The following is a 20,903-nucleotide window of genomic DNA, read 5'->3' as shown; positions in this document are numbered from 1 at the left end:
CGGCCGAGCAGGGTGATCGACGGTGGGGGTCGGCCACCGCAGGTGACAGTGCCGCCGATCTCCACCGCACTGCCGTCGCCACCGGGCATCATCGGAGTCGATGAGTGCACCCCTGCACGGGAAGATCGCGGTGGTGGCCGGAGCGACCCGCGGCGCCGGCCGCGGCATCGCGGCCGGGCTCGGCGAGGCCGGCGCCACCGTGATCTGCACCGGCCGGAGCAGCAGGACGCACGGTCGCGAGACGTCCGACTACGACCGGCCGGAGACCATCGAGGAGACCGCCGAGCTCGTCACCGCACTCGGTGGAACCGGTGTCGCGATCCAGGTCGACCACCTCGATCCCGACCGGGTGGCCACGCTCGCGGGGCGTCTCCGTGCCGAGTTCGGGCACATCGATGTTCTCGTCAATGACATCTGGGGCGCGGAGATTCTCAAAGGCGCACCGGCGCAGTGGAACACCCCGATCTGGGAGCACGATCTCGACGCCGGGCTCCGGATCGTGCGACTCGGCCTCGACACCCACCTGATCACGTCGCATCACCTGCTGCCGTTGCTCGTGTCCGAGCCCGGCGGTCTGCTCGTCGAGGTCACCGACGGGACGGCGGGCTACAACGCCACCCACTACCGCATCTCCGTCTTCTACGACTTGGTGAAGAACGCGGTCAACCGGCTGGCATTCTCGCAGGGGCACGAACTCGCCGCACACGGCGGCACCGCCGTCTCGGTCACGCCCGGCTGGCTGCGCTCGGAGATGATGCTCGACAACTACGGTGTCACCGAGGACAACTGGCGCGACGCCCTCGACCCCGGCAGGCCGGACGGGTTGCCCACGGCACCACCGGGTTTCGCGAACTCGGAATCACCGCGGTATGTGGGCCGTGGCGTTGCGGCGCTGGCCGCCGACCCCGCGCGGGCCCGCTGGAATCAGCGGTCGGTGACGTCGGCCGATCTCGCGCGCGCCTATCGCGTCACCGACGTCGACGGGTCCCGGCCCGACGCCTGGGCCGACTCGTGACGGCCCGCGCTACCCGGCCGCCGCGTGGGTGTAGCGGTCGCGCCCGGCGAACCCACCCACCAGGCTCTGCCCGACCGCGCACACCGCGATCAGGATCAGCACGGGCGTCCAGGTCCCGGTGACGTCGAAGAGCACGCCCGCCGCGATCGGACCACACATCGCCAGCAGGTAGCCGACGCACTGCGCCATCCCGGACAGCTGCGCCGTCTGCGCGACCGTGCGGGTGCGCAGCCCGAACAACGCCATGGCGAGCACGAACGTCGTACCCGAACTGATCCCGGCGACGATCGCCCACAGCAGCACCAGATCCGGGACGAGCAGCAACCCGGCCACCGCGACCACGAGGATCGCCCCACCGACGATCGCGAGCATGCGCTGGTCGGCGCGCCGTCCCATCAGCACGGTCGCACCGAGCCCGGCCACGATCCCGACGACCTGGTACGCGAACGAATGCCAGCCGGCGGTGGCCGCGTCGACACCGAGACTCGCCTCCACCGACGGCAGCCAGGTCACCAGTAGATAGAAGGTGGTCGACTGCAGGCCCATGAACGCGGTGACCTGCCACGCGACACCCGAGCGCCACATCGACCGGGCCGGCCCGGATTCCGGTGCCGGCGGCGCGGTCGCCGCGACCGCGCGCAGCGCGCGGCCGCGCAGGAACCACACCGCGGCGGCGACACACGGCAGGATCGCCCACACCGCCAACGCGGTCCGCCAGTCACCGGTCGCGTCCGCCAGCGGCACCGCCAGACCCGCACCGAGCCCCGCGGCACCGGTGGTGACCGACGAGTACACACCGGTGACGGTCGCGAGCCGGCCCGCGTGGTCGCGTTTGACCACTGCCGGCAGCAGCACGTTCGCGACCGCGATCCCGGCGCCGATCGCCACGGTGCCCGACCACAGCCAGACGGCACCCGGCAGCGACCGCACGAGGATCCCGGCGGCGAGCACCCCCAGTGCGAGCAGGATCAGCAGTTGCGATCCGAACCGGGCCGCGGGCCGGTGGATCCATGGGGACACCACCGCGAAGCACAGCAGCGGGACCGCTCCGAGGATCCCGAGCCCGGTGCTACCCAGGCCGGTGTCGGCCCCGATCGAGCCCAGGAGTGGGCCGACCGCGGTGATCGGCGGACGCAGGCACGCCGCGACGATCAGCACGGCGAGCAGGCCGAACAATACGGTTCGGCGGGTCGGGGCGGAAGGTACGGAACCGACGGCAGTCATGGGTGTCGAGTCACGATACCCGCCGCGGGTTTGCACGACCGTCGGCAGGACTGGGGCGGCTCGACGACCGAGGACTCCCCGTTGATGTACCCGCGCGTAGTGTTACAACCACGGTTGCATCGGCTCAGGAGGTGGAGATGCGGCCGCACCAAGACGTCGCGACACTACTGGGCCTGATAGCCGTCCTGGCACTCGGATGCTCGTCGACGGTGCCGTCCGAGTCCCCGCAGACGGGCGATCTACCGCTGCGGCAGGTCGCGCAGACGGAGTTGACCGGTGGCCCGGCACGGTTCGACTACACCAGTCTCGATCCCGCACTCGGACTGATGTTCATCGCCCATATGGGTGCCGGAGAGATCATCGACGTCGACGTGCACGGCCGTCGGGTCGTCCGCACCATCACTGACGTTCCGGACGTACACGGAGTGCTCGTTGTCCCGGACATCCGACGCTGTACGCCACCGTCACCGGACGCGACCAGCTGGTCGCCTTCGACGAGGACACCGGCGAGGTCCTGTTTGCCGCGCCGACCGGCGACTACCCCGACGGGTTGGCCTACGATCCGGTCCGCCACGCGGTGTGGACCACCGACGAGCACGCCGGAACGGAAACCGTGGTGGACGCGGATTCGGGGGCGGTGCGAGCGACCGTGGACCTCGGTGGCGAGGTCGGCAACGTCGTCTACGACCCGGCCATCGACCGCATGGTGGTGGCGGTGCAGGGCCGCGGCCATCTCGCGGTGATCGATCCGGCCGGGTTCACCGTCACCGACCGCATACCTACGCCCGGATGCGACGGTCCGCACGGTGAAGCCCTCGACGCCGCCGATCAGGTGATGTTCGTCGGTTGCGAGACCGGCGCCGCCATGGCGACCGTCGACCTGGCCGCCCGTACCGTCACCAGCCAGGACCCCGTCGGAGACACCCCTGACGTTCTGGTCTACGACCCCGGCGCGCACCGGGTCTACGTTGCAGCCGAAAGCGGAGTGGTCAGCGTGTTCGACCGCCGCGACAACAACACCGTGACGGTCGGCGCCGCACATCTGGCCGACGGGGCCCATACGTTGGCACTCGATCCCGCAACACATCACACCTATTTCCCGATCCCGAAGGGCGCCGGCGACGGGCCGGTGCTGTACGAGTTCGAGCCCACGACCTGAAGCCACGTATTCGGGACGGCTTCCGCAGACGGCCGGTCGAGCGGTCGTGGCCGGGACGTCGGCGATTCCGCGTAGGAGGTGTTCGATGTGGTCCACAGCCTCGTCGAGCAGCAGCGCGACCTGTTGTCGTGGCAGCTGCAGATCACGCTGTGCCCCGTGCGGGTGCCGGTGACGAGCCCCGACGCCCACCGGTCGGATGAATGCCGTGGGGCGCAGGATCGGTGCCGATCCTGCGCCCCACGAAATGGAACAGTCGTCCGCTACAGCAGCGGACCGCCCGCGGCGATCGCCGAGAGCTGCGCGAACTCGTCGGCCTTGAGCGACGCACCGCCGACCAGGCCGCCGTCGACGTCGGTCTGCGCGATGAGTTCGCCGACGTTCTTGGCGTTCACCGAGCCGCCGTAGAGGACGCGGACGGTCGCGGCCACCTCAGGCGAGGCCAGCTCGCCGAGCGTGGCGCGCACCGCGGCGCACACCTCCTGCGCGTCGGCGGCCGAGGCCACCTTGCCGGTGCCGATGGCCCACACCGGCTCGTACGCGATCACGGTCTTCGCGATCTCGTCTGCGGTCAGGCCCTTGAGCGAGCCCTTCAACTGCTCGACGTTGTACTCGACGTGGTTGCCGGCCTCGCGGATGTCGAGACCCTCGCCGATGCACACGATCGGCGTCAGGCCGTGCCGCAGCGCGGCCTTGGCCTTGTCCCGCACGATCTCGTCGGTCTCCCCGTGCAGCGTGCGCCGCTCCGAGTGGCCGACGACGACGAACGTGCAGCCGAGTTTGGCGAGCATCGCGCCGGAGATCTCCCCGGTGTAGGCGCCGGAGTCGTGGACGGACAGGTCCTGCGCACCGTAGGTGAACTTGATCTTGTCGCCCTCGATCAGGGTCTGCACCGAACGGATGTCGGTGAACGGCGGGAGCACCGTCACGTCGACCTTGTCGAGGTACTTCTCCGGGAGCGTGAAGGCGATCTTCTGCACCAGGGCGATGGCCTCGAGATGGTTGAGGTTCATCTTCCAGTTGCCGGCGATGAGCGGCTTGCGTGCCATCCGATCAGCCCTCCAGAACCGCGATGCCGGGGAGTTCCTTGCCCTCGAGGTACTCGAGGGAGGCCCCGCCGCCCGTGGAGATGTGCGAGAAGCCGTCCTCGGGCAGACCCAGCAGACGCACGGCCGCGGCCGAGTCGCCACCGCCGACGACGCTGAACGCGCCCTTGCCGGTGGCCTCGATGATGGCCTCGGCGACACCCTTGGTGCCGTCGGCGAACTTCGCGAACTCGAACACACCCATCGGGCCGTTCCAAAACACGGTCTTCGCGCCCGCCAGGTGGTGCGCGAACCGGGCCACCGACTCGGGGCCGATGTCCAGGCCCATCCACCCGTCCTCGATTTCGGTGACGGGCACCGTCTTCGCCTCGGCGTCGGCGGAGAAGCTGTCGGCGATCACCACGTCCTGCGGGATGTGGATGACGTCGCCGAACCGCTCGAGCAGGTCCTTGCAGGTCTCGATCATCGATTCCTCGAGGAGCGAGTTGCCCACCGAGATGCCCTGCGCGGCAAGGAAGGTGAAGCACATGCCGCCACCGATGACGAGGGTGTCGACCTTCGGTGCGAGCGCCTCGATCACGGCCAGCTTGTCGGAGACCTTCGAACCGCCGAGCACGACCGCGTAGGGACGTTCCGGATCGGCCGTCAGACGGGCCAGCACCTCGACCTCCGCGGCGACGAGCGTGCCCGCGTAATGCGGCAGCAGCGTCGCCACGTCGTACACCGACGCCTGCTTGCGGTGCACGACACCGAAGCCGTCGGACACGAACGCACCGTCGTCGCCGACCAGCTCGACCAGGTCGCGGGCCAGCGCCAGGCGGTCCGCGTCGTCCTTGCTGGTTTCGCGCGGATCGAAGCGGATGTTCTCCAGCAGGAGGATGTCGCCGTCGGTCAGGCCCTCGGACCGGGCCAGGGCGTCCTGCCCCACGACATCACCGGCGAGCTGGACGTTGCGGCCCAGCACCTCCCCGAGCTTCGCCGCGACGGGCGCGAGCGAGAACTTCGGGTCGGCCTCGCCCTTGGGGCGGCCGAGGTGCGCGGTGACGACCACCTTGGCGCCGGCATCGGCGAGCGCCTTGATCGTCGGGGCCGACGCGAGGATCCGACCGGGGTCGGTGATCGTCGCGCCGTCCAGCGGGACGTTGAGGTCCGAGCGCACGAGCACACCGCGCCCTTCGACCCCCGCGTCCAGCAGATCCTTCAGGGTCTGAACTGCCACTGTTCGAGTGTCCTATTCAATCGTTGTCAGAGGGACTTGCCGATGGTGTCAGAGGGACTTGCCGACGTCGTCAGAGGGACTTCCCGATGAGGCCGACGAGGTCGGCCAAGCGGTTGGAGTAACCCCACTCGTTGTCGTACCAGGCCACGACCTTGACCTGGTCGTCGATGACCTTGGTCAGTGGCGCGTCGAAGATCGACGAGTGCGGATCGGTGACGATGTCCGAGGAGACGATCGGATCGGTGTTGTACTTCAGGATGCCCTCGAGCGGGCCCTCCGCGGCGGCCTTGACCGCGGCGTTGACCTCGTCGACGGTGGCCTTCCTGGTCAGGGTCGCGGTCAGGTCGGTCACCGAGCCGGTCGGGACCGGAACGCGCAGCGCGTAGCCGTCGAGCTTGCCCTGCAGCTCGGGCAGCACGAGGCCGATGGCCTTGGCGGCACCGGTGCCGGTCGGGACGATGTTCAGGGCCGCGGCGCGGGCGCGACGCAGGTCCCGGTGCGGCCCGTCCTGCAGGTTCTGGTCCTGGGTGTACGCGTGGATGGTGGTCATCAGCCCCTTCTCGATGCCGAACGCGTCGTTCAGCACCTTGGCGAGCGGGCCGAGGCAGTTCGTGGTGCACGAGGCGTTCGAGATGATGTTCTGCGTGCCGTCGTACTTGTCGTGGTTGACGCCCATGACGATGGTGATGTCCTCGTCGGTGGCGGGCGCCGAGATGACGACCTTCTTGGCGCCGGCGTCCAGGTGACCCCTGGCCTTGGCTGCGTTGGTGAAGATGCCGGTGGACTCGACGACGACGTCGACCCCCAGCTCGCCCCAGGGCAGGGCCGCCGGGCCTTCCTTGATCTCGAGGGCGGTGATCTTCCGGTCGCCCACGTAGATGTAGTCACCCTCGGCGCGGACGTCCTCGTCGAGACGCCCCAGGATCGAGTCGTACTTCAGGAGCGTCGCGAGGGTGTCGTTGTCGGTGAGGTCGTTGACAGCGACGATCTCGATATCGGTGCTGCCGAGTGCCTTCTGCGCCTCCACCGCACGGAAGAGGTTCCGCCCGATGCGACCGAAGCCGTTGATGCCTACGCGCACAGTCACGATGAAGCTCCTTTACCTCGATGGTGGTGCAGCTTGTGTCTCGATGGTGGTGCAGCTTGTGCCCTCACCCTAATCCGCCGAGTCGAGGAAGGTGGGATTTGAACCCGGCGTCGAAGAACCCCGCGCCGGGTCCTAAGCCTCGTCGAGCAGCTCCATCGTCACCGCGGACTCGGTGTCGGGGATGCCGAGTTCCTTGGCGCGGCGGTCCGCCATCGACAGCAGCCGCCGGATGCGGCCGGCGACGGCGTCCTTCGTCATCGGCGGATCCGCGAGCTGCCCGAGTTCCTCGAGGGACGCCTGCCGGTGCTGCACGCGCAGCGACCCGGCGGCGGCGAGGTGGTCGGGCACGTCGGAGCCGAGGATCGTCAGTGCCCGCTCGACCCGCGCGGCGGCCGCGACCGCGGCCCGCGCCGACCGCCGCAGGTTCGCGTCGTCGAAGTTCGCGAGCCGGTTGGCGGTGGCCCGCACCTCGCGGCGCATGCGCCGTTCCTCCCACGTCAGCCTCGTGTCCTGGGCGCCCATGTGGGTGAGCAGGGCGCCGATGGCCTCCCCGTCGCGGACCACGACGCGGTCGGCGCCACGCACCTCGCGGGCCTTCGCAGTGATGCCGAGGCGCCGCGCCGCGCCGACGAGCGCGAGGGCCGCCTCCGGACCCGGGCAGCTGATCTCGAGCGCCGACGACCGCCCCGGTTCGGTGAGGGAGCCGTGCGCCAGGAAGGCGCCGCGCCAGGCGGCTTCGGCGTCGGAGATGCTGCCGCCGACGACCTGGGCGGGCAGCCCGCGCACCGGACGTCCGCGCAGGTCGAGCAGACCGGTCTGGCGGGCGAGCGCTTCCCCGTCCTTGGCGACCCGGACGACGTACCGCGAACTCTTGCGCAGACCACCGGCGCCGAGCACGTGCACTTCCGCGGAGTAGCCGAACAGCTCGAAGATCTCGCGACGCAGTCGACGGGCGATCGAACCGAGGTCCACCTCGGCCTCGACCACCACCCGGCCGCCCACGATGTGCAGGCCACCGGCGAAACGCAGGAGAGCGGACACCTCGGCCTTGCGGCTGCTGGTGCGGGTCACCACGAGCCTGCTCAGCTCGTCCTTGACCTCCGCTGTCATTGCCACGAGACGTTCTCCCTTCGGCTGCTGTCGCGTGCGCCGGCGGTGCCGGACGCGGCAGGCAGATGTGTTGCCAGAACCTCCGCCAGTTTGGCGGGGTCGTGTCGATGGGTACCGGGTTCCGCGACGTCCGCGTAGACGACCTCGGCGCCGAAGCCGGCGGCGGCCCGGCACAGGTGTTCGCGTTCCCGTCCGGGCGGCACCGTCGTCGCGTCGACCACGATGTGGTCGACGCGGAAGCCCGGGGCGTGTTGCGCCAGCACGTGCAGGTGACGCTCGGTGGAGAACCCGGCGGTCTCCCCCGGTTCCGCCGCCAGGTTCAGCACCAGCACCTTGTGGGCCGGGGTGCGGATGAGCGCGTCGAGCAGATCGGGCACGAGGACGTGCGGGATGACGCTCGAGAACCACGAGCCCGGACCGAGCACCACGAGGTCGGCGGCGTCGACGGCGTCGAGCGCGTCCGGGCACGCCGGCGGATCGGCCGGGATGAGCCGGACCCGGCGCACCTTGCCGGGGGTGGTCGCGACCGCGACCTGACCGCGGATGCCGCGGCTGACCCGGGGATCGGATTCGAGACCGGAGACGTCCGCCTCGATGTCCAGCGGGATCGGCGACATCGGCAGCACGCGGCCGTGGACGTGGAGGACGGCGGCGAGCCGGTCCAGCGCGGCGACCGGGTCGCCGAGGACCTCGGTGAGCCCGGCAAGGATCAGATTGCCGACCGAGTGCCCGGCGAGCGCACCGGTGCCCCCGAACCGGTGTTGCACGGTTTCGGTCCACACCCGGATCTCCGGGGTCTCGGCGGCCAGCGCCGCCAGCGCCATGCGCAGGTCGCCGGGTGGGATGACGCCGAGTTCGGCGCGCAGGCGTCCCGACGATCCGCCGTCGTCGGCGACGGTGACGACGGCGGTGACCCGGTCGGTGAGGCGTCGGACCGCGCTGAGGGTCGCGTACAGTCCGTGACCGCCGCCGAGTGCAACGATCGCGGGCCCGGTCATTCGCGGCCCAGATCCCGGTGCACGACGTGCACCGTCAACGCCGGGTCCTGCTCGAGACGCGCGGCGAGCGCTTCCGCCATCGCCACGCTCCGGTGTTTGCCGCCGGTGCAGCCCACCGCGATCGTCATGTAGCGCTTTCCCTCCCGACGGTAGCCGGCCGTGGTCAATCGGAGCACTCGATGATAGGTCTGCAGGTATTCGTCCGCGCCGTCTCGGGACAGCACGTAGTCGCGCACGTCGGCGTCCTGCCCGGTGTGGTCACGCAACTGCGGCACCCAGTGTGGGTTCGGCAGGAAGCGCACGTCGCACACCAGGTCCGAGTCCATCGGCAGACCGTACTTGAATCCGAAGGACTCGACGGTGACCTGGATGGTGTCGGCGGCCGCGTCACCGAACGCCGATTCGATCTTGCGGCGCAGTTCCGGCCCGGACAGCGCGGACGTGTCGACCACCAGGTCCGCGGCGGCCTTGACGGGGGCGAGCTGGGCGCGTTCGGCGGCGATGCCGTCGGCGAGGGTGCGGTCGGCGGTGTCGGCCTGCAGCGGATGACTGCGGCGCACCTGCTCGAACCGCCGGATCAGCACGGCATCGGTGGCTTCGAGGAACAGCACCCGGGTGCGCACCGGTCGGGCGGCGAGTTCGGTCACGACCCATCCGAGGTCGCCGGTGAACAACCGGCTGCGCACGTCCATCACGACGGCGAGCCGCTCGAGCGGCGGTTCCGCCTGCACCGCCAGATCGACCATGGCGATGACCAGCTGCGGCGGCACGTTGTCGGACACGTACCAGCCGAGGTCCTCGAGGGCGGTGGCCGCGGTGCTCATGCCGGCCCCGGACAGCCCGGTGACCAGCGTCACCTCGGCACGTCGATCCCCCGGGACGGCCTCGGCGCTGCCCGGCTCCGTCTCGATCGCAGATTGTTGGTTCACAGTTGCGGCTCCGCTCCCGTTCCCGACACGCCGACGATGTCATCATCACGTACCGGCGTGTCCTGCGCAGCCTCATCGGCGACGGGCAGGACGGACGGCGTGTCGGCGGCGCCCGGATCGTCCGCGCGCAACGCGTCGAGCACCGCGCGGGCGGTGGCCGCTCCGATGCCCGGGACGGCGGTGATCTCCTCGACGCTCGCTTCCCGCAGCCGCGCCACCGACCCGAAGTGCTTGACCAGCGCGGTGCGCCGGGTCTGCCCGAGTCCGCGGACCCCGTCCAGGGCGGACGCGGTCATCCGCCGGGACCGCTTGCTGCGGTGGAAGGTGATCGCGAAACGGTGCGCCTCGTCGCGGACCCGCTGCAGCAGGTACAGCGACTCGCTCGTGCGCGGCAGGATCACCGGGTCGGATTCGCCCGGGACCCACACCTCCTCGAGTCGTTTGGCCAGGCCGATCACCGACACGTCGGTGATCCCGAGTTCGTCGAGGACCTTCGCGGCCGCGGCGACCTGCGGGGCGCCGCCGTCCACGACGAACAGGTTCGGTGGGTACGCGAAGCGCCGCGGCTTGCCGGTCGCCGGGTCGAGCGCGGCCTCGGTGGAGAAATCGCCCCCGTCCCCACCTTCGGCACCCTCCGTCCCCGCGACGTCGCGACGGTGCCGCAGGAAGCGGCGGCGGGTGACCTCCGCGATGGACGCGACGTCGTCGGAGCGGCCGTCGCCGGCGGCTTCCTTGATCGCGTAGTGCCGATAGTCCGACTTGCGGGGCAGGCCGTCCTCGAACACCACCAGCGAGGCGACGACGTCGGTGCCCTGGACGTGGCTGATGTCGACGCACTCGATGCGCAGCGGCGCCGAGTCCAGGTCGAGCGCGTCCTGGATGCCCTGCAATGCCGCGGACCGCGCGGTGAAGTCTCCGGCGCGGCGCAGTTTGTGCTGGGAGAGGGCCTCCTGCGCGTTGCGCTGCACCGTCTCCGCCAGGGCCTTCTTGTCACCGCGCTGCGGCACCCGCAACCGGACCGGTCCACCGCGCAGCCCGGCGAGCCAGCGGCTCATCTCCTCCGGGTCCGGGGGCAGTGCCGGCACCAGGACCTCGCGCGGCACGGCACTGCCGGTCGGTTCGGCGTCCCCGCTGTCGGTGGGCGCTGTCGCGGTGAGCGCGGCTTCCTCGCCGTAGAACTGGGTGAGGAACTGCTCGACGAGCAGCGACTCCTCCGTGTGTTCGCCGGTGTGCTCGGTGTCGATCCGGTCGGCGGAGTCGGGACGATCGACGACGTCCCCGGACTTCTCCACGACCCACCCACGCTGCCCGCGGACCCGGCCCCCGCGGACGTGGAAGACCTGTACCGAGACCTCGAGGTCGTCACCGGCGAACGCCACCAGGTCGGCGTCCGTGCCGTCGCCGAGCACGACCGCCTGCTTCTCGAGTGCCCGGCGCAGCGCCCCCAGGTCGTCGCGGAGCCGAGCGGCGGTCTCGAAGTCCAGTTCCGACGCCGCGGCCTGCATGCGTGCCTCGACGTCGCGGACCAGCTTGTCGGTGCGGCCGGCGAGGAAGTCGCAGAAGTCCTCGACGATGCGGCGGTGTTCGGCGGCGTCGACCCGTCCGACGCACGGCGCCGAACACTTGTCGATGTACCCGAGCAGACAGGGCCGGCCGATCTGCGTGTGCCGTTTGAAGACCCCGGCCGAGCATGTCCGGGCGGGAAACACCCGCAGCAGCAGATCCAGTGTTTCCCGGATCGCCCACGCGTGCGAGTACGGACCGAAGTAGCGCACCCCCTTGCGCCGCGGACCGCGGTAGACGAACAGCCGCGGATACTCCTCGTTCAGGGTGACCGCGAGCATCGGATAGGTCTTGTCGTCGCGGTAGCGGACGTTGAATCGCGGATCGAATTCCTTGATCCAGTTGTATTCGAGCTGCAGCGCCTCGACCTCGGTGCTGACCACCGTCCATTCGACGCTGCCCGCCGTGGTGACCATCTGCCGGGTCCGCGGATGCAGCGACGCGACATCGGCGAAGTACGAGTTCAGGCGCGAGCGGAGGCTCTTCGCCTTGCCCACGTAGATGACGCGGCCGTGCGGATCACGGAACCGGTAGACACCCGGCTCGGTGGGGATGGATCCGGGAGCGGGGCGGTAGGTGGAGGGGTCGGGCACGGGTCCAGGCTAGTCGCCGGTACCGACGCGTCCGCCGTACCGCGCGCGCAGCTCACGGAACGAATCGACGGCGTCGACCGCGTGCTGCCCGTCCCGCACCTGCAGCGCCGCGACGGGCACGTACTCGTCGTGGGGCAGTTCGAGGCGGGCCCACGGGCCACCGTGATCGAAGCTGAGGTCACCGACCTCGTCCCAGCTCAGGCGACGTTCTCCGAACACCTTGCGGACCTCGACCCCGGCCGCCCCGGCCCGTAACCGGGGCCGGGCGTACAGCAGGGTGAACCCCGACACCACCAGCCCGATCGCGATCATCGCGATCTGATCGGCCAGGCGCAGATTCGCACCGGTGTACTCGCCACCGCGCAGGACCAGCGCGGCACCGATGTGACCGAGCATCAGAACCGAAGCACCGATGATGATCCAGCGCCGCATCTTGACGCTCTGGACGTCGAGCTCCCATTCCGTCGTGCTGGTGGTGTGCGCGGTCATCGATCCGTCTCCCGGAGGCGCCGGAGGGTCACCGCGGTGTCGAGCGCGGCGGCGCACGCCTGGCCGCCCTTGTCCTCGGCGGAGCCGGGCAGCCCGGACCGGTCCAGGGCCTGCTGCTCGGTGTCGGTGGTGAGCACACCGTTGCCGACCGGGGTGCCCTCGTCCAGGGCGACCCGGGTCAGCCCGTAGGTGACCGCATCGCACACGTACTCGAAGTGCGGGGTGCCGCCGCGGATGACGACGCCGAGCGCCACGACGGCGTCGTGGGTGCGGGCCAGCTGCTGCGCCACGACCGGCAGCTCGATGGCACCGGCGACCCGCTCGAGGGTGACGTCGGTGATGCCGGCCTCGTCGGCGACGCGCTGCGCCCCGGCGATCAGGGCGTCGGAGATCTTCTGGTGCCAGCTACCCGCGACGATCGCCAGGCGCAGTCCGCGCGCGTCGGCGAGCTGCAGGTCGGGCAGACCTTCCCCACTCATCAGGCGTCACCGGCCTCGAACTCGTCGAGCCCGATCAGGTCGTGGCCCATACGGTCGCGCTTGGTGCGCAGGTAGGTGATGTTCTCGCGGTTCGCGCGCAACGGCATCGGCACACGCTCGGTGATCTGCAGGCCGTAGCCGTCCAGGCCCACGCGCTTGGCGGGGTTGTTGGTCAGCAGCCGCATGGAGGTGATGCCGAGGTCGACGAGGATCTGCGCGCCGATGCCGTAGTCGCGGGCGTCGGCGGGCAGGCCGAGCTGCAGGTTCGCGTCGACGGTGTCCGACCCGGAGTCCTGGAGCTGGTAGGCCTGCAGCTTGTGCATGAGGCCGATTCCGCGGCCCTCGTGCCCGCGCATGTACAGCACGACACCGCGCCCTTCGGCCGCGATCATCTCGAGTGCGGCGTCGAGCTGGGGGCCGCAGTCGCAGCGCAGCGAGCCGAACACGTCGCCGGTCAGGCACTCGGAGTGGACCCGCACGAGCACGTCCGCGCCGTCGCCGTCGGGTCCGGCGATGTCGCCGCGGACCAGCGCGACGTGCTCGACCTCGTCGTAGATGCTCTGGTAGCCGACGGCGGTGAAGTCGCCGTGACGGGTCGGGATGCGGGCCTCGGCGACCCGCACGACGTGCTTCTCGTGCTTGCGGCGCCACGCGATGAGGTCGGCGATGGAGATCAGGGCGAGTTCGTGCTCGTCGGCGAAGACGCGCAGTTCGTCGGTGCGGGCCATCTCCCCCTCGTCCTTCTGCGAGACGATCTCGCAGATGACGCCGGCGGGACGCAGATCGGCCATGCGGGCCAGGTCGACGGCGGCTTCGGTGTGGCCGGGGCGACGCAGCACGCCGCCTTCCTTCGCGCGCAGCGGCACGACGTGACCGGGGCGGGTGAAGTCGTCGGCGCGGGTGTTCGGATCGGCCAGCAGGCGCATCGTCGCGGCCCGGTCGGCCGCGGAGATGCCGGTGCCGATGCCTTCCTTCGCGTCCACGGTGACCGTGTACGCGGTGCCGTGCTTGTCCTGGTTGGTGGAGTACATCGGCGGCAGCCCGAGCCGGTCGCAGTCGGCGCCGTCGAGCGGCACACACAGGTAACCCGACGTGTACCGCACCATGAACGCCACCAGTTCGGGGGTGGCCTTCTCCGCCGCGAAGATGAGGTCGCCCTCGTTCTCCCGATCCTCGTCGTCGACCACGACGACGGCCTTACCGGCGGCGATGTCTGCAACCGCGCGCTCGATCGTGTCGAACCTCGTCACTTGCCTGGGCTCCAAATCTCGATTTCCAACAACTGCTTGCACAACCGCGGCACGCGGAAACTGCCGCATTCAACAGTACGACTCAGCGGCCCGCGTTCTGCAGGCGCTCCACGTACTTGGCGATCACATCCACCTCGAGATTGACGACGGTGCCCGGTTCGGCGGTGCCGAGGGTCGTCAGCGACAGGGTGGTGGGGATCAACGAGATCTCGAACCATTCCGCGCCCGGCTCGCCGCCGAGACCGGAGACGGTCAGCGACACACCGTCGACGGTGATCGACCCCTTCTCCACGACGTAACGGGACACGGTGTCCGGCAAGGAGATCCGCACGACGGTCCAGTTCTCGGAGGGGGAACGGGAGATCACCGTGCCGGTGCCGTCGACGTGACCCTGCACCAGATGACCCCCGAGACGGCTGCCGAGCGCGGCGGCCCGTTCGAGGTTGACGCGGCTGCCGGCGGCGAGCTGCGCGAGGCTCGAACGGTTCAGTGTCTCCTGCATCACATCCGCGGTGAACTTGTCTCCGTCGACGACGTCGACGACGGTCAGGCACACGCCGTTGACGGCGATCGACTCGCCGTGCTTCGCGTCCGAGGTCACCAGCGGCCCGCGGACGGTGAAGCGTGCCGCATCCGCCAGGTCCTCGCGCGTGACGATCTCACCCAGTTCCTCGACGATCCCGGTGAACACCTACCCGCTCCTTTGCTCCCGGTCGGGGACCAGGGTCATCAACACGTCGGCGCCGACCGTTTCGACGCGCTCCCGACGAAACCGTATCGCCTCGGAGATCGTGTGCACTCCGGCGTCCCTCACAGCGGACCAGCCGTCGCCGAGAAGTACCGGTGCGATGTACGCCTGGATGCGGTCGACACGCCGGGCGGCGAGGAATGCCCCGGCCAGCCGCGGACCGCCTTCGAGCAGCACGTCGGGGTGGTCGGTGAGTGCGTCGAGGACCTCGTCGACGTCGTGGGTGCGCAGCACCAGCGTCGGCGCGGCGTCGTCGAGCACCCGGGCCCGGGTCGGCAGTTCGCTGGTACCGACCACGACCCGCAGCGGCTGGTGCGGGGCGAGGGAACCGTCGGGCAGCCGGGCGGTGAGCCACGGGTCGTCCGCGAGGACGGTGCCGGTGCCGACGACGATCGCGTCGAGGCGGGCCCGCTCGGCGTGCACGATCGCGCGGGATTCCGGGCCGGAGATCCACTGGCTGGTGCCGTCGGCGGCGGCGATGCGCCCGTCCAAGGTGGCCGCGTACTTCCACGTCACGTGCGGACGCCCGGTGCGGGTGCGGTGCAGCCACGCCCGGAGCGGGCCGGCCGCGACGACATCCGCGCCGAGCCCCTCGTGCACGACGATTCCGGCGGCGCGCAGCGCGGCGGCTCCCCCGGCGGCGGACGGGTTCGGGTCGGGCACCGAGTAGTAGACGGTCGCGATGCCCGCGTCGATCAGCGCCCGGGTGCACGGGCCGGTACGGCCGGTGTGGTTGCACGGTTCGAGGGTGACGACGGCGGTGCCGCCGCGGGCCCGCTCCCCTGCCGCGCGCAGCGCCATCACCTCGGCGTGCGGCCCGCCGGGGGGCTGGGTCGCGCCGACCCCGGCGATCCGGCCGTCGGCGTCGAGCACGACGGCGCCCACCGGCGGGTTCGGGCTGGTTCGTCCCCGCACGTCCTCCGACGCGTCGACGGCACGCCGCAGGGCCTCGACCAGCGCCGAATCGGTCACGGGGCCAGGGTCAGGTGGGCGGAGGCGGCACCGGCCTGGGCGCGCAGCTTGCGGACGGCCTCGCCGGGATCCGCCGCCCCGTACACCGCGGAGCCGGCGACGAAGCAGTCGACACCGGCCTCGGCGGCCGCCTCGATGGTGTCGGTGTTGATGCCGCCGTCGATCTCCACGAGCAGGGTCAGTTCCCCGGAGTCGACGAGGCGACGGACGGCACGGGCCTTCCCGAGCACGTCCGGGATGAACGACTGACCGCCGAAGCCCGGCTCGACGCTCATCACCAGCAGCGTGTCGAATTCCTTCAGGATTTCCAGGTACGGCTCGATCGGGGTGCCCGGCTTGATCGACAGCCCGGCCTTGGCGCCCACCGCGCGGATGTCGCGGGCGACGGCCACCGGGTTGTCGGTGGCCTCGGCATGGAAGGTCACGTTGTGGGCGCCGGCCTCCGCGTACGGGGGTGCCCACCGGCCCGGATTCTCGATCATCAGATGGCAGTCCAGCGGGATGTCGGTCGCGGCGAGCAGCGACTGCACGACCGGCAGGCCCAGCGTCAGGTTCGGAACGAAGTGCGCGTCCATGACGTCGACGTGGAGCCAATCGGCACCGGCGACGGCGGCGGCCTCGTCGGCGAGGCGCGCGAAATCCGCGGACAGGATGGAAGGAGCGATCATCGGGTGGGCCACGTCGGCCTAGTCTAGTCGGGTCCGATCTTCCCGCCGTGCAGCCGGTGCGCTCGCGTGCAATGCTTCCGGCGCGGCGAGATGCCACGCGTCGAACAGCAGGTCACGCAGTTCCTCGGGGTCGACGCGGTCGAGGTCGACGAGGATGGCGCCGTAGCCGTCGTAGCTTTCTGTGGTGAAGTAGGCCGGATCGCCGGACGCGAGCAGTTCCTTCTTCTTCGCCATCTCGCACAGCACCATCAGCGCGCCCTCCGATTCGGAACACAGCCGCGCGAACCCGCGCCCGCGCACCGTCAGCGCCGGGGTCCGGTACCACGTCGATTCGGTGACCTCCGGCAGGTCCGCGACTGCTTCCACCACCTCGGCCCAGTTCGTCATGTAACCAGTGTGCGCTGTACACGCGGCGATCGAGACCGACTCCTCCACATGTGCGACCCCTTGGTGAATTCCGGCTGGACGGATTTCGAGGATTTACATCGCCACCGGTGCGCTCGTGCGGGATGCATTCGGCGTTCGGAATCAGACTGCCCGTGTCCTGCCGGAATCCCGGTCCCGCCGGACTCAGTGAGCCCGTTCGCGGGCGAGTTCCTCGAGCGAACACAACGCGTCGAACGCGGCGAGCAGGTTCCGGCACTGATCGTCGGGGAGGTTGCGGATGTGTCCGCTGATCCGGTCGATTCCGCCTTCGCGGCGGGCGACGACGTAGTCGAGTCCCTTGTCCGTGAGTTCGATGAGGGTCGCGCGGGCGTCGGCCGGATCGTCCCGCCGCGTCACCATCCCGGCCTTCTGGAGCGACGTGACGAGCGAGGTCATCGACGGCTGGGTGATGCCCTGTGCCGCAGCCAGGGCAGTGATGCGCAGCGGACCGCGACGACGCAGCGTCGCGAGGGTGGACGAGGCCGTCAGGCTCAGGTCGCGCGGGAGCTGACGCAGGAAGTCGGACATCAGGGAGTACAACACATCCGCGGTGGCTTCCACGGTGCCGACGCCGTCCGCCGTCTGCCGGTTTCGGGTGTCGGCGGGGACGTCGGAGCGAACGGGCATATCGGTCATGGATATCAGTGTAGGCGGACCGCGGCCGATTGCATAGAGCTTCTATATAGAGTATCTATGTATTTGTGTCTTCAACTTCCCTCGCCAGCTCCTTCCGTCAACCCAGGGCGGTGTGGGCGGTCGCGTTCGCGTGCGTGATCTCCTTCATGGGGATCGGCCTGGTCGATCCGATCCTCCCCGCCCTGTCCAGCGAACTGGACGCCACGCCGTCGCAGGTCACGCTGCTGTTCACGAGCTACCTCGTCGTCACCGCGGTCGCCATGCTGTTCACCGGCTGGGTGTCCGGCCGGATCGGCGCCAAACGCACGCTGATCGTCGGGCTGATCCTGATCGTCGTGTTCGCCGCCGCGGCCGGCGCCAGCGGCTCGATCGATCAGATCGTCGGATTCCGGGCCGGATGGGGACTGGGCAACGCCCTGTTCATCGCGACGTCTCTGGCCGTCATCGTGGGCGCAGCGAGCGGTGGCTTCTCCGGCGCGATCGTGCTGTACGAAGCGGCGCTCGGCATCGGTATCGCCACCGGCCCGCTGCTCGGCGGGCTGCTCGGCGACATCAGCTGGCGCGGGCCGTTCTTCGGTGTCGCCGCCCTCATGCTCATCGCGCTGGTCGCCACTGCAGTGCTCGTCGAACCGACGCCGGTACCGAAGGACAAACCGTCGATCGTCGAGCCGATCGTCGCACTGAAGCACCGCAGCCTCGCCACCACGAGCGTCACCGGCCTGCTCTACAACTGGGGCTTCTTCACAATCCTCGGCTACGCGCCCTTCCTGATGCACCTGACCGCGATGCAGCTCGGGTTCGTGTTCTTCGGCTGGGGCCTGCTCGTCGCCCTGTTCGCGGTGTTCGGCGCCCCACTGCTCAAGACGCGGTTCGGCACGCCGCGCACGCTCTACGGCGCGCTGCTCGGCATGGCGGTGGTGTCACTCGTGATCGGGATCTGGGCGGAGAACCGATGGATCGTCGTCGGCGCCGTGATCGTCTCCGGCATCTTCGTCGGCCTGAACAACACGCTCGTCACGACCGCGGTGATGAGCATCGCTCCGGTGCCGCGGCCCGTCGCATCCGCCACCTACGGTTTCGTCCGGTTCATCGGCGGCGGTCTTGCTCCGTTCGTGGCGGGAAAGCTCGTCGAACACTTCGACGCGCACGTCCCGTTCGTGCTGGGTGCGGTCGTGGTGCTGGTCGGCGCCATCGTGCTGAGCACGGTCCGGCCGGCGCTCGACGCCGCCGACCGGGAGGAACAACAACCGGAATCCGCCGAGCGTCGCGCGGCCGAGGATGCCGTGCACTCGGTACCGACCGTCGAGGAGGAAGCAGTCCTCGCCGAAACCGCACTCCTCGAGGATCGGCGATACGGGGCCCGGCGCTCCTGACGGATACGGCGCCGGAAGGGCGGCGCCGCGGACCGGGCCTCGACCGGCCGCACGCCCCGAGCGAATCGATTCGGGGTGAACGGGTACCCCAGGGCATGTCCCGCGCGTGAGGGAGCCCACCCGATGCCCGAGTCCCGCGCCGAATCCGGACGTCACCCTGTGCGACGTGTTCGGCGGGGAGACCGGTCGAATCGTGCGCCATCTGCTCGAAAAGGAGGTGTCGTGTCCACACACGGGTGCGCGAGGAACTCACCCGACGGGGTCGACGACGGGACGCCGCGACCTGGCCACCCGCCTCGTCGAATCGGTCGGCGTTCGGCGCGCCGACGGTAAGGAGTCCTGATGCGCGCGTTGGTGACCAACGACGACGGTATCGACAGCCGCGGCCTCGGTGTTCTCGCCCGGCTCGCGGTCGAGGCCGGACTGGACGTGGTGGTGGCGGCCCCGCACACCGAGCGCAGCGGTGCGAGCGCATCGCTGACCGCGCTCGCCGAGGACGGCCGGCTGGCGGTCACCGAACGACAGTGGCCGGATCTGCCCGAGGTGCCGATCCGAGCGGTGGAGGCCTCGCCGGCGCTGATCGGTTTCGTCGCGGCACACGGGGCGTTCGGCCCCGCACCCGACGTGGTGCTGTCCGGAATCAACCACGGCCCCAACACCGGCCACGCGATTCTGCACTCGGGAACCGTCGGGGCCGCGCTGACCGCGGCAACACACGGCGCGCTCGCGCTCGCGGTATCCGTGGCCTCGGCGGATCCGCAGCACTGGGACACCGCCGAACAGGTTTCCCGCCGCGCGTTGGAATGGGTGATCGAGTCCGGGCAGCGCGGTTCGGTGCTGAACATCAACGTTCCGGATGTTCCGCCGGACGAGTTCCGTGGGCTCCGGTTGGCTCCGTTGGCCGCGTTCGGCGCGGTCCAGGCCGACATCGGGGAGATCGGCAAGGAGTTCGTGACGGTGACCTTCCGGGAGATCCGTGCCGACGAGCGCGACGAGACCGACGCGGGTCTCGTCGCGCAGGGGTGGGCGACGGCGACGGCGTTGCGGGCGCCCGTCGAAGCGGCCGACGTCGACCTGGAGGCACTCCCGTGGACGGGTCCCGGGCTCCCCTAAATCAGCGGGATCGGGCGAGCTCGTAGAACCGGTCGATGTCCTCGCGCCGGCACACGTGACTGCCGGCGGTCAGCAGCGCGGCCGATCCGCAGGCGATGCCGAGCGCGAGCGCATCGCGCAGCGACCGTTCCTGCAGCAGACCCACGACCAGGCCCGCGACCATGCTGTCGCCCGCGCCCACGGCGCTGCGCACCGGCACGTCCAGCGCCGGTACTTCGACGGCGTTGTCGGCGGACACCATGATCGCGCCCTGCGCGCCGAGGGACACCACGACGATCTCGGCGACCCCGGCGTCGACGAGTTCCCGGGCCGCGGCGGACCGGGTCTCGGTGTCCGGCAGGTCCCGGCCGACCCACTCGCACAGCTCGTCGAGGCTCGGCTTGACGAGGAAGACCCCCGATTCGATGCTGGTCAGCGCGTCGCCGGAGGAGTCGAGCACGAATCGGGCGCCGACCTTGTGCGCGACGTCCGCGATGCGCCGCACGAACGTGCCGGGCACGCCCGGAGGGAAGCTGCCGCTGGCGACGACGTAGCGGGCGCCGGAGGCGGCGGCCACCAGCGCCTCGAGGCAGCGTTCCTGTTCGTCGGCGGTCAGCTCGGGACCGGGGGTGACGAACCGGTATTCCTTCCCGGTGCTGCGGTCGATGGCGGTGAAGCACTCGCGGGTGTCGTCGGCGATCTCCACGATGTGCTCTTCGACGTCGTCGTCGTCGAGCAGCCCGCTCATCTGCTTACCGCGTGCCCCACCCGCCGGGTACACCGCCGCAGCGGACGCGCCCAGCACCCGGGCGACCTTCGCGACGTTCACC

At 70.2% G+C, this 20,903-nt stretch carries 21 protein-coding genes; 4 read left to right on the top strand and 17 right to left on the bottom strand.

The window, feature by feature from the left end; all coding sequences use genetic code 11:
- Positions 1 to 100 precede the first annotated feature (100 nt).
- Positions 101 to 1,015 carry an SDR family oxidoreductase gene (locus M1M07_RS08980; RefSeq protein ID WP_197253129.1) on the top strand — a complete coding sequence of 305 codons (915 nt, stop codon included), beginning with the start codon at positions 101 to 103 and terminating at the stop codon, positions 1,013 to 1,015.
- A gap of 9 nt (positions 1,016 to 1,024) precedes the next feature.
- Here the strand turns inward: M1M07_RS08980 and M1M07_RS08975 are convergent, their stop codons facing one another.
- Entirely contained in the window at positions 1,025 to 2,239 is a 1,215-nt protein-coding gene (locus tag M1M07_RS08975; RefSeq protein WP_248673911.1) for an MFS transporter, read from the bottom strand.
- 550 nt (positions 2,240 to 2,789) lie between these two features.
- Between M1M07_RS08975 and M1M07_RS08970 the strand changes: the two genes are divergently transcribed.
- The gene (locus tag M1M07_RS08970) at positions 2,790 to 3,398 is read left to right on the top strand and encodes a YncE family protein (RefSeq protein ID WP_248673910.1); all 609 of its coding nucleotides are present in this window, start codon (positions 2,790 to 2,792) and stop codon (positions 3,396 to 3,398) included.
- A 260-nt stretch (positions 3,399 to 3,658) separates the two neighbouring features.
- Here the strand turns inward: M1M07_RS08970 and tpiA are convergent, their stop codons facing one another.
- The 15 genes from tpiA to M1M07_RS08895 form a co-directional block, all read right to left on the bottom strand.
- Positions 3,659 to 4,444, bottom strand: coding sequence for a triose-phosphate isomerase (gene tpiA / locus M1M07_RS08965; RefSeq protein ID WP_197253127.1), 786 nt, complete (start codon positions 4,442 to 4,444; stop codon positions 3,659 to 3,661).
- 4 nt (positions 4,445 to 4,448) lie between these two features.
- Positions 4,449 to 5,660 (bottom strand): phosphoglycerate kinase, encoded by a 1,212-nt coding sequence (gene pgk / locus M1M07_RS08960; protein WP_197253126.1) that lies wholly within the window; start codon positions 5,658 to 5,660, stop codon positions 4,449 to 4,451.
- A 70-nt stretch (positions 5,661 to 5,730) separates the two neighbouring features.
- The gene (gap, locus tag M1M07_RS08955) at positions 5,731 to 6,747 is read right to left on the bottom strand and encodes a type I glyceraldehyde-3-phosphate dehydrogenase (RefSeq protein ID WP_248673909.1); all 1,017 of its coding nucleotides are present in this window, start codon (positions 6,745 to 6,747) and stop codon (positions 5,731 to 5,733) included.
- Between the two features lie 132 nt (positions 6,748 to 6,879).
- The gene (gene whiA, locus M1M07_RS08950; protein WP_197253185.1) at positions 6,880 to 7,857 is read right to left on the bottom strand and encodes a DNA-binding protein WhiA; all 978 of its coding nucleotides are present in this window, start codon (positions 7,855 to 7,857) and stop codon (positions 6,880 to 6,882) included.
- Positions 7,854 to 8,855, bottom strand: coding sequence for a uridine diphosphate-N-acetylglucosamine-binding protein YvcK (yvcK, locus tag M1M07_RS08945; protein WP_248673908.1), 1,002 nt, complete (start codon positions 8,853 to 8,855; stop codon positions 7,854 to 7,856). The genes whiA and yvcK overlap by 4 nt, the downstream gene beginning before the upstream one ends.
- A complete protein-coding gene (gene rapZ, locus M1M07_RS08940) occupies positions 8,852 to 9,679 on the bottom strand; it encodes an RNase adapter RapZ (RefSeq protein ID WP_231610922.1) in 828 nt (275 codons plus the stop codon). The genes yvcK and rapZ overlap by 4 nt, the downstream gene beginning before the upstream one ends.
- Positions 9,680 to 9,780: 101 nt before the next feature.
- Positions 9,781 to 11,940, bottom strand: a complete 2,160-nt coding sequence (gene uvrC / locus M1M07_RS08935; RefSeq protein WP_248673907.1) for an excinuclease ABC subunit UvrC — start codon at positions 11,938 to 11,940, stop codon at positions 9,781 to 9,783.
- Positions 11,941 to 11,949: 9 nt separating this feature from the next.
- Positions 11,950 to 12,429 (bottom strand): PH domain-containing protein, encoded by a 480-nt coding sequence (locus tag M1M07_RS08930; protein WP_197253122.1) that lies wholly within the window; start codon positions 12,427 to 12,429, stop codon positions 11,950 to 11,952.
- Positions 12,426 to 12,908 (bottom strand): 6,7-dimethyl-8-ribityllumazine synthase, encoded by a 483-nt coding sequence (gene ribH, locus M1M07_RS08925; protein WP_197253121.1) that lies wholly within the window; start codon positions 12,906 to 12,908, stop codon positions 12,426 to 12,428. The genes M1M07_RS08930 and ribH overlap by 4 nt, the downstream gene beginning before the upstream one ends.
- On the bottom strand, positions 12,908 to 14,158 hold the full coding sequence (locus tag M1M07_RS08920; protein ID WP_197253120.1) for a bifunctional 3,4-dihydroxy-2-butanone-4-phosphate synthase/GTP cyclohydrolase II: 1,251 nt from the start codon (positions 14,156 to 14,158) through the stop codon (positions 12,908 to 12,910). Before M1M07_RS08920 ends, ribH begins: the two co-directional genes overlap by 1 nt.
- An 82-nt stretch (positions 14,159 to 14,240) precedes the next feature.
- Positions 14,241 to 14,849, bottom strand: coding sequence for a riboflavin synthase (locus M1M07_RS08915; protein WP_197253119.1), 609 nt, complete (start codon positions 14,847 to 14,849; stop codon positions 14,241 to 14,243).
- Positions 14,850 to 15,878, bottom strand: a complete 1,029-nt coding sequence (ribD, locus tag M1M07_RS08910; RefSeq protein WP_248673906.1) for a bifunctional diaminohydroxyphosphoribosylaminopyrimidine deaminase/5-amino-6-(5-phosphoribosylamino)uracil reductase RibD — start codon at positions 15,876 to 15,878, stop codon at positions 14,850 to 14,852.
- On the bottom strand, positions 15,875 to 16,558 hold the full coding sequence (rpe, locus tag M1M07_RS08905; RefSeq protein WP_197253118.1) for a ribulose-phosphate 3-epimerase: 684 nt from the start codon (positions 16,556 to 16,558) through the stop codon (positions 15,875 to 15,877). Before rpe ends, ribD begins: the two co-directional genes overlap by 4 nt.
- A gap of 6 nt (positions 16,559 to 16,564) precedes the next feature.
- Entirely contained in the window at positions 16,565 to 16,933 is a 369-nt protein-coding gene (locus tag M1M07_RS08900; RefSeq protein ID WP_197253117.1) for an MmcQ/YjbR family DNA-binding protein, read from the bottom strand.
- A 183-nt stretch (positions 16,934 to 17,116) separates the two neighbouring features.
- On the bottom strand, positions 17,117 to 17,608 hold the full coding sequence (locus tag M1M07_RS08895; RefSeq protein WP_248673905.1) for a MarR family winged helix-turn-helix transcriptional regulator: 492 nt from the start codon (positions 17,606 to 17,608) through the stop codon (positions 17,117 to 17,119).
- A 65-nt stretch (positions 17,609 to 17,673) separates the two neighbouring features.
- On the opposite strand from M1M07_RS08895, the gene M1M07_RS08890 reads away from it, so the two are divergent.
- A complete protein-coding gene (locus tag M1M07_RS08890; protein WP_197253116.1) occupies positions 17,674 to 18,981 on the top strand; it encodes an MFS transporter in 1,308 nt (435 codons plus the stop codon).
- Between the two features lie 342 nt (positions 18,982 to 19,323).
- Complete coding sequence (surE, locus tag M1M07_RS08885) at positions 19,324 to 20,094, top strand: 5'/3'-nucleotidase SurE (RefSeq protein ID WP_197253115.1); 771 nt, start codon at positions 19,324 to 19,326, stop codon at positions 20,092 to 20,094.
- 1 nt (position 20,095) lies between these two features.
- Here the strand turns inward: surE and M1M07_RS08880 are convergent.
- Positions 20,096 to 20,903: 1-phosphofructokinase family hexose kinase (locus tag M1M07_RS08880; protein WP_248673904.1), on the bottom strand; the 808-nt coding region annotated here is incomplete at its 5' end.

Origin of the sequence: Rhodococcus sp. HM1 (assembly GCF_023218075.1) — a bacterium.
Taxonomy (GTDB): Bacteria; Actinomycetota; Actinomycetes; order Mycobacteriales; family Mycobacteriaceae; genus Rhodococcus.
The sequence above is the reverse complement of the archived record's forward strand: the minus strand, read 5'-3'. Positions and strand labels throughout refer to the sequence as shown.

Coding starts and splice junctions, on each gene's coding strand:
- M1M07_RS08980 (WP_197253129.1), top strand. CDS start 101: ATGAGTGCACCCCTGCACGGGAAGATCGCGGTGGTGGCCGGAGCGACC.
- M1M07_RS08975 (WP_248673911.1), bottom strand. CDS start 2,239: ATGACTGCCGTCGGTTCCGTACCTTCCGCCCCGACCCGCCGAACCGTA.
- tpiA (WP_197253127.1), bottom strand. CDS start 4,444: ATGGCACGCAAGCCGCTCATCGCCGGCAACTGGAAGATGAACCTCAAC.
- whiA (WP_197253185.1), bottom strand. CDS start 7,857: ATGACAGCGGAGGTCAAGGACGAGCTGAGCAGGCTCGTGGTGACCCGC.
- yvcK (WP_248673908.1), bottom strand. CDS start 8,855: ATGACCGGGCCCGCGATCGTTGCACTCGGCGGCGGTCACGGACTGTAC.
- rapZ (WP_231610922.1), bottom strand. CDS start 9,679: ATGAGCACCGCGGCCACCGCCCTCGAGGACCTCGGCTGGTACGTGTCC.
- M1M07_RS08930 (WP_197253122.1), bottom strand. CDS start 12,429: ATGACCGCGCACACCACCAGCACGACGGAATGGGAGCTCGACGTCCAG.
- ribH (WP_197253121.1), bottom strand. CDS start 12,908: ATGAGTGGGGAAGGTCTGCCCGACCTGCAGCTCGCCGACGCGCGCGGA.
- M1M07_RS08900 (WP_197253117.1), bottom strand. CDS start 16,933: ATGACGAACTGGGCCGAGGTGGTGGAAGCAGTCGCGGACCTGCCGGAG.
- M1M07_RS08895 (WP_248673905.1), bottom strand. CDS start 17,608: ATGACCGATATGCCCGTTCGCTCCGACGTCCCCGCCGACACCCGAAAC.
- surE (WP_197253115.1), top strand. CDS start 19,324: ATGCGCGCGTTGGTGACCAACGACGACGGTATCGACAGCCGCGGCCTC.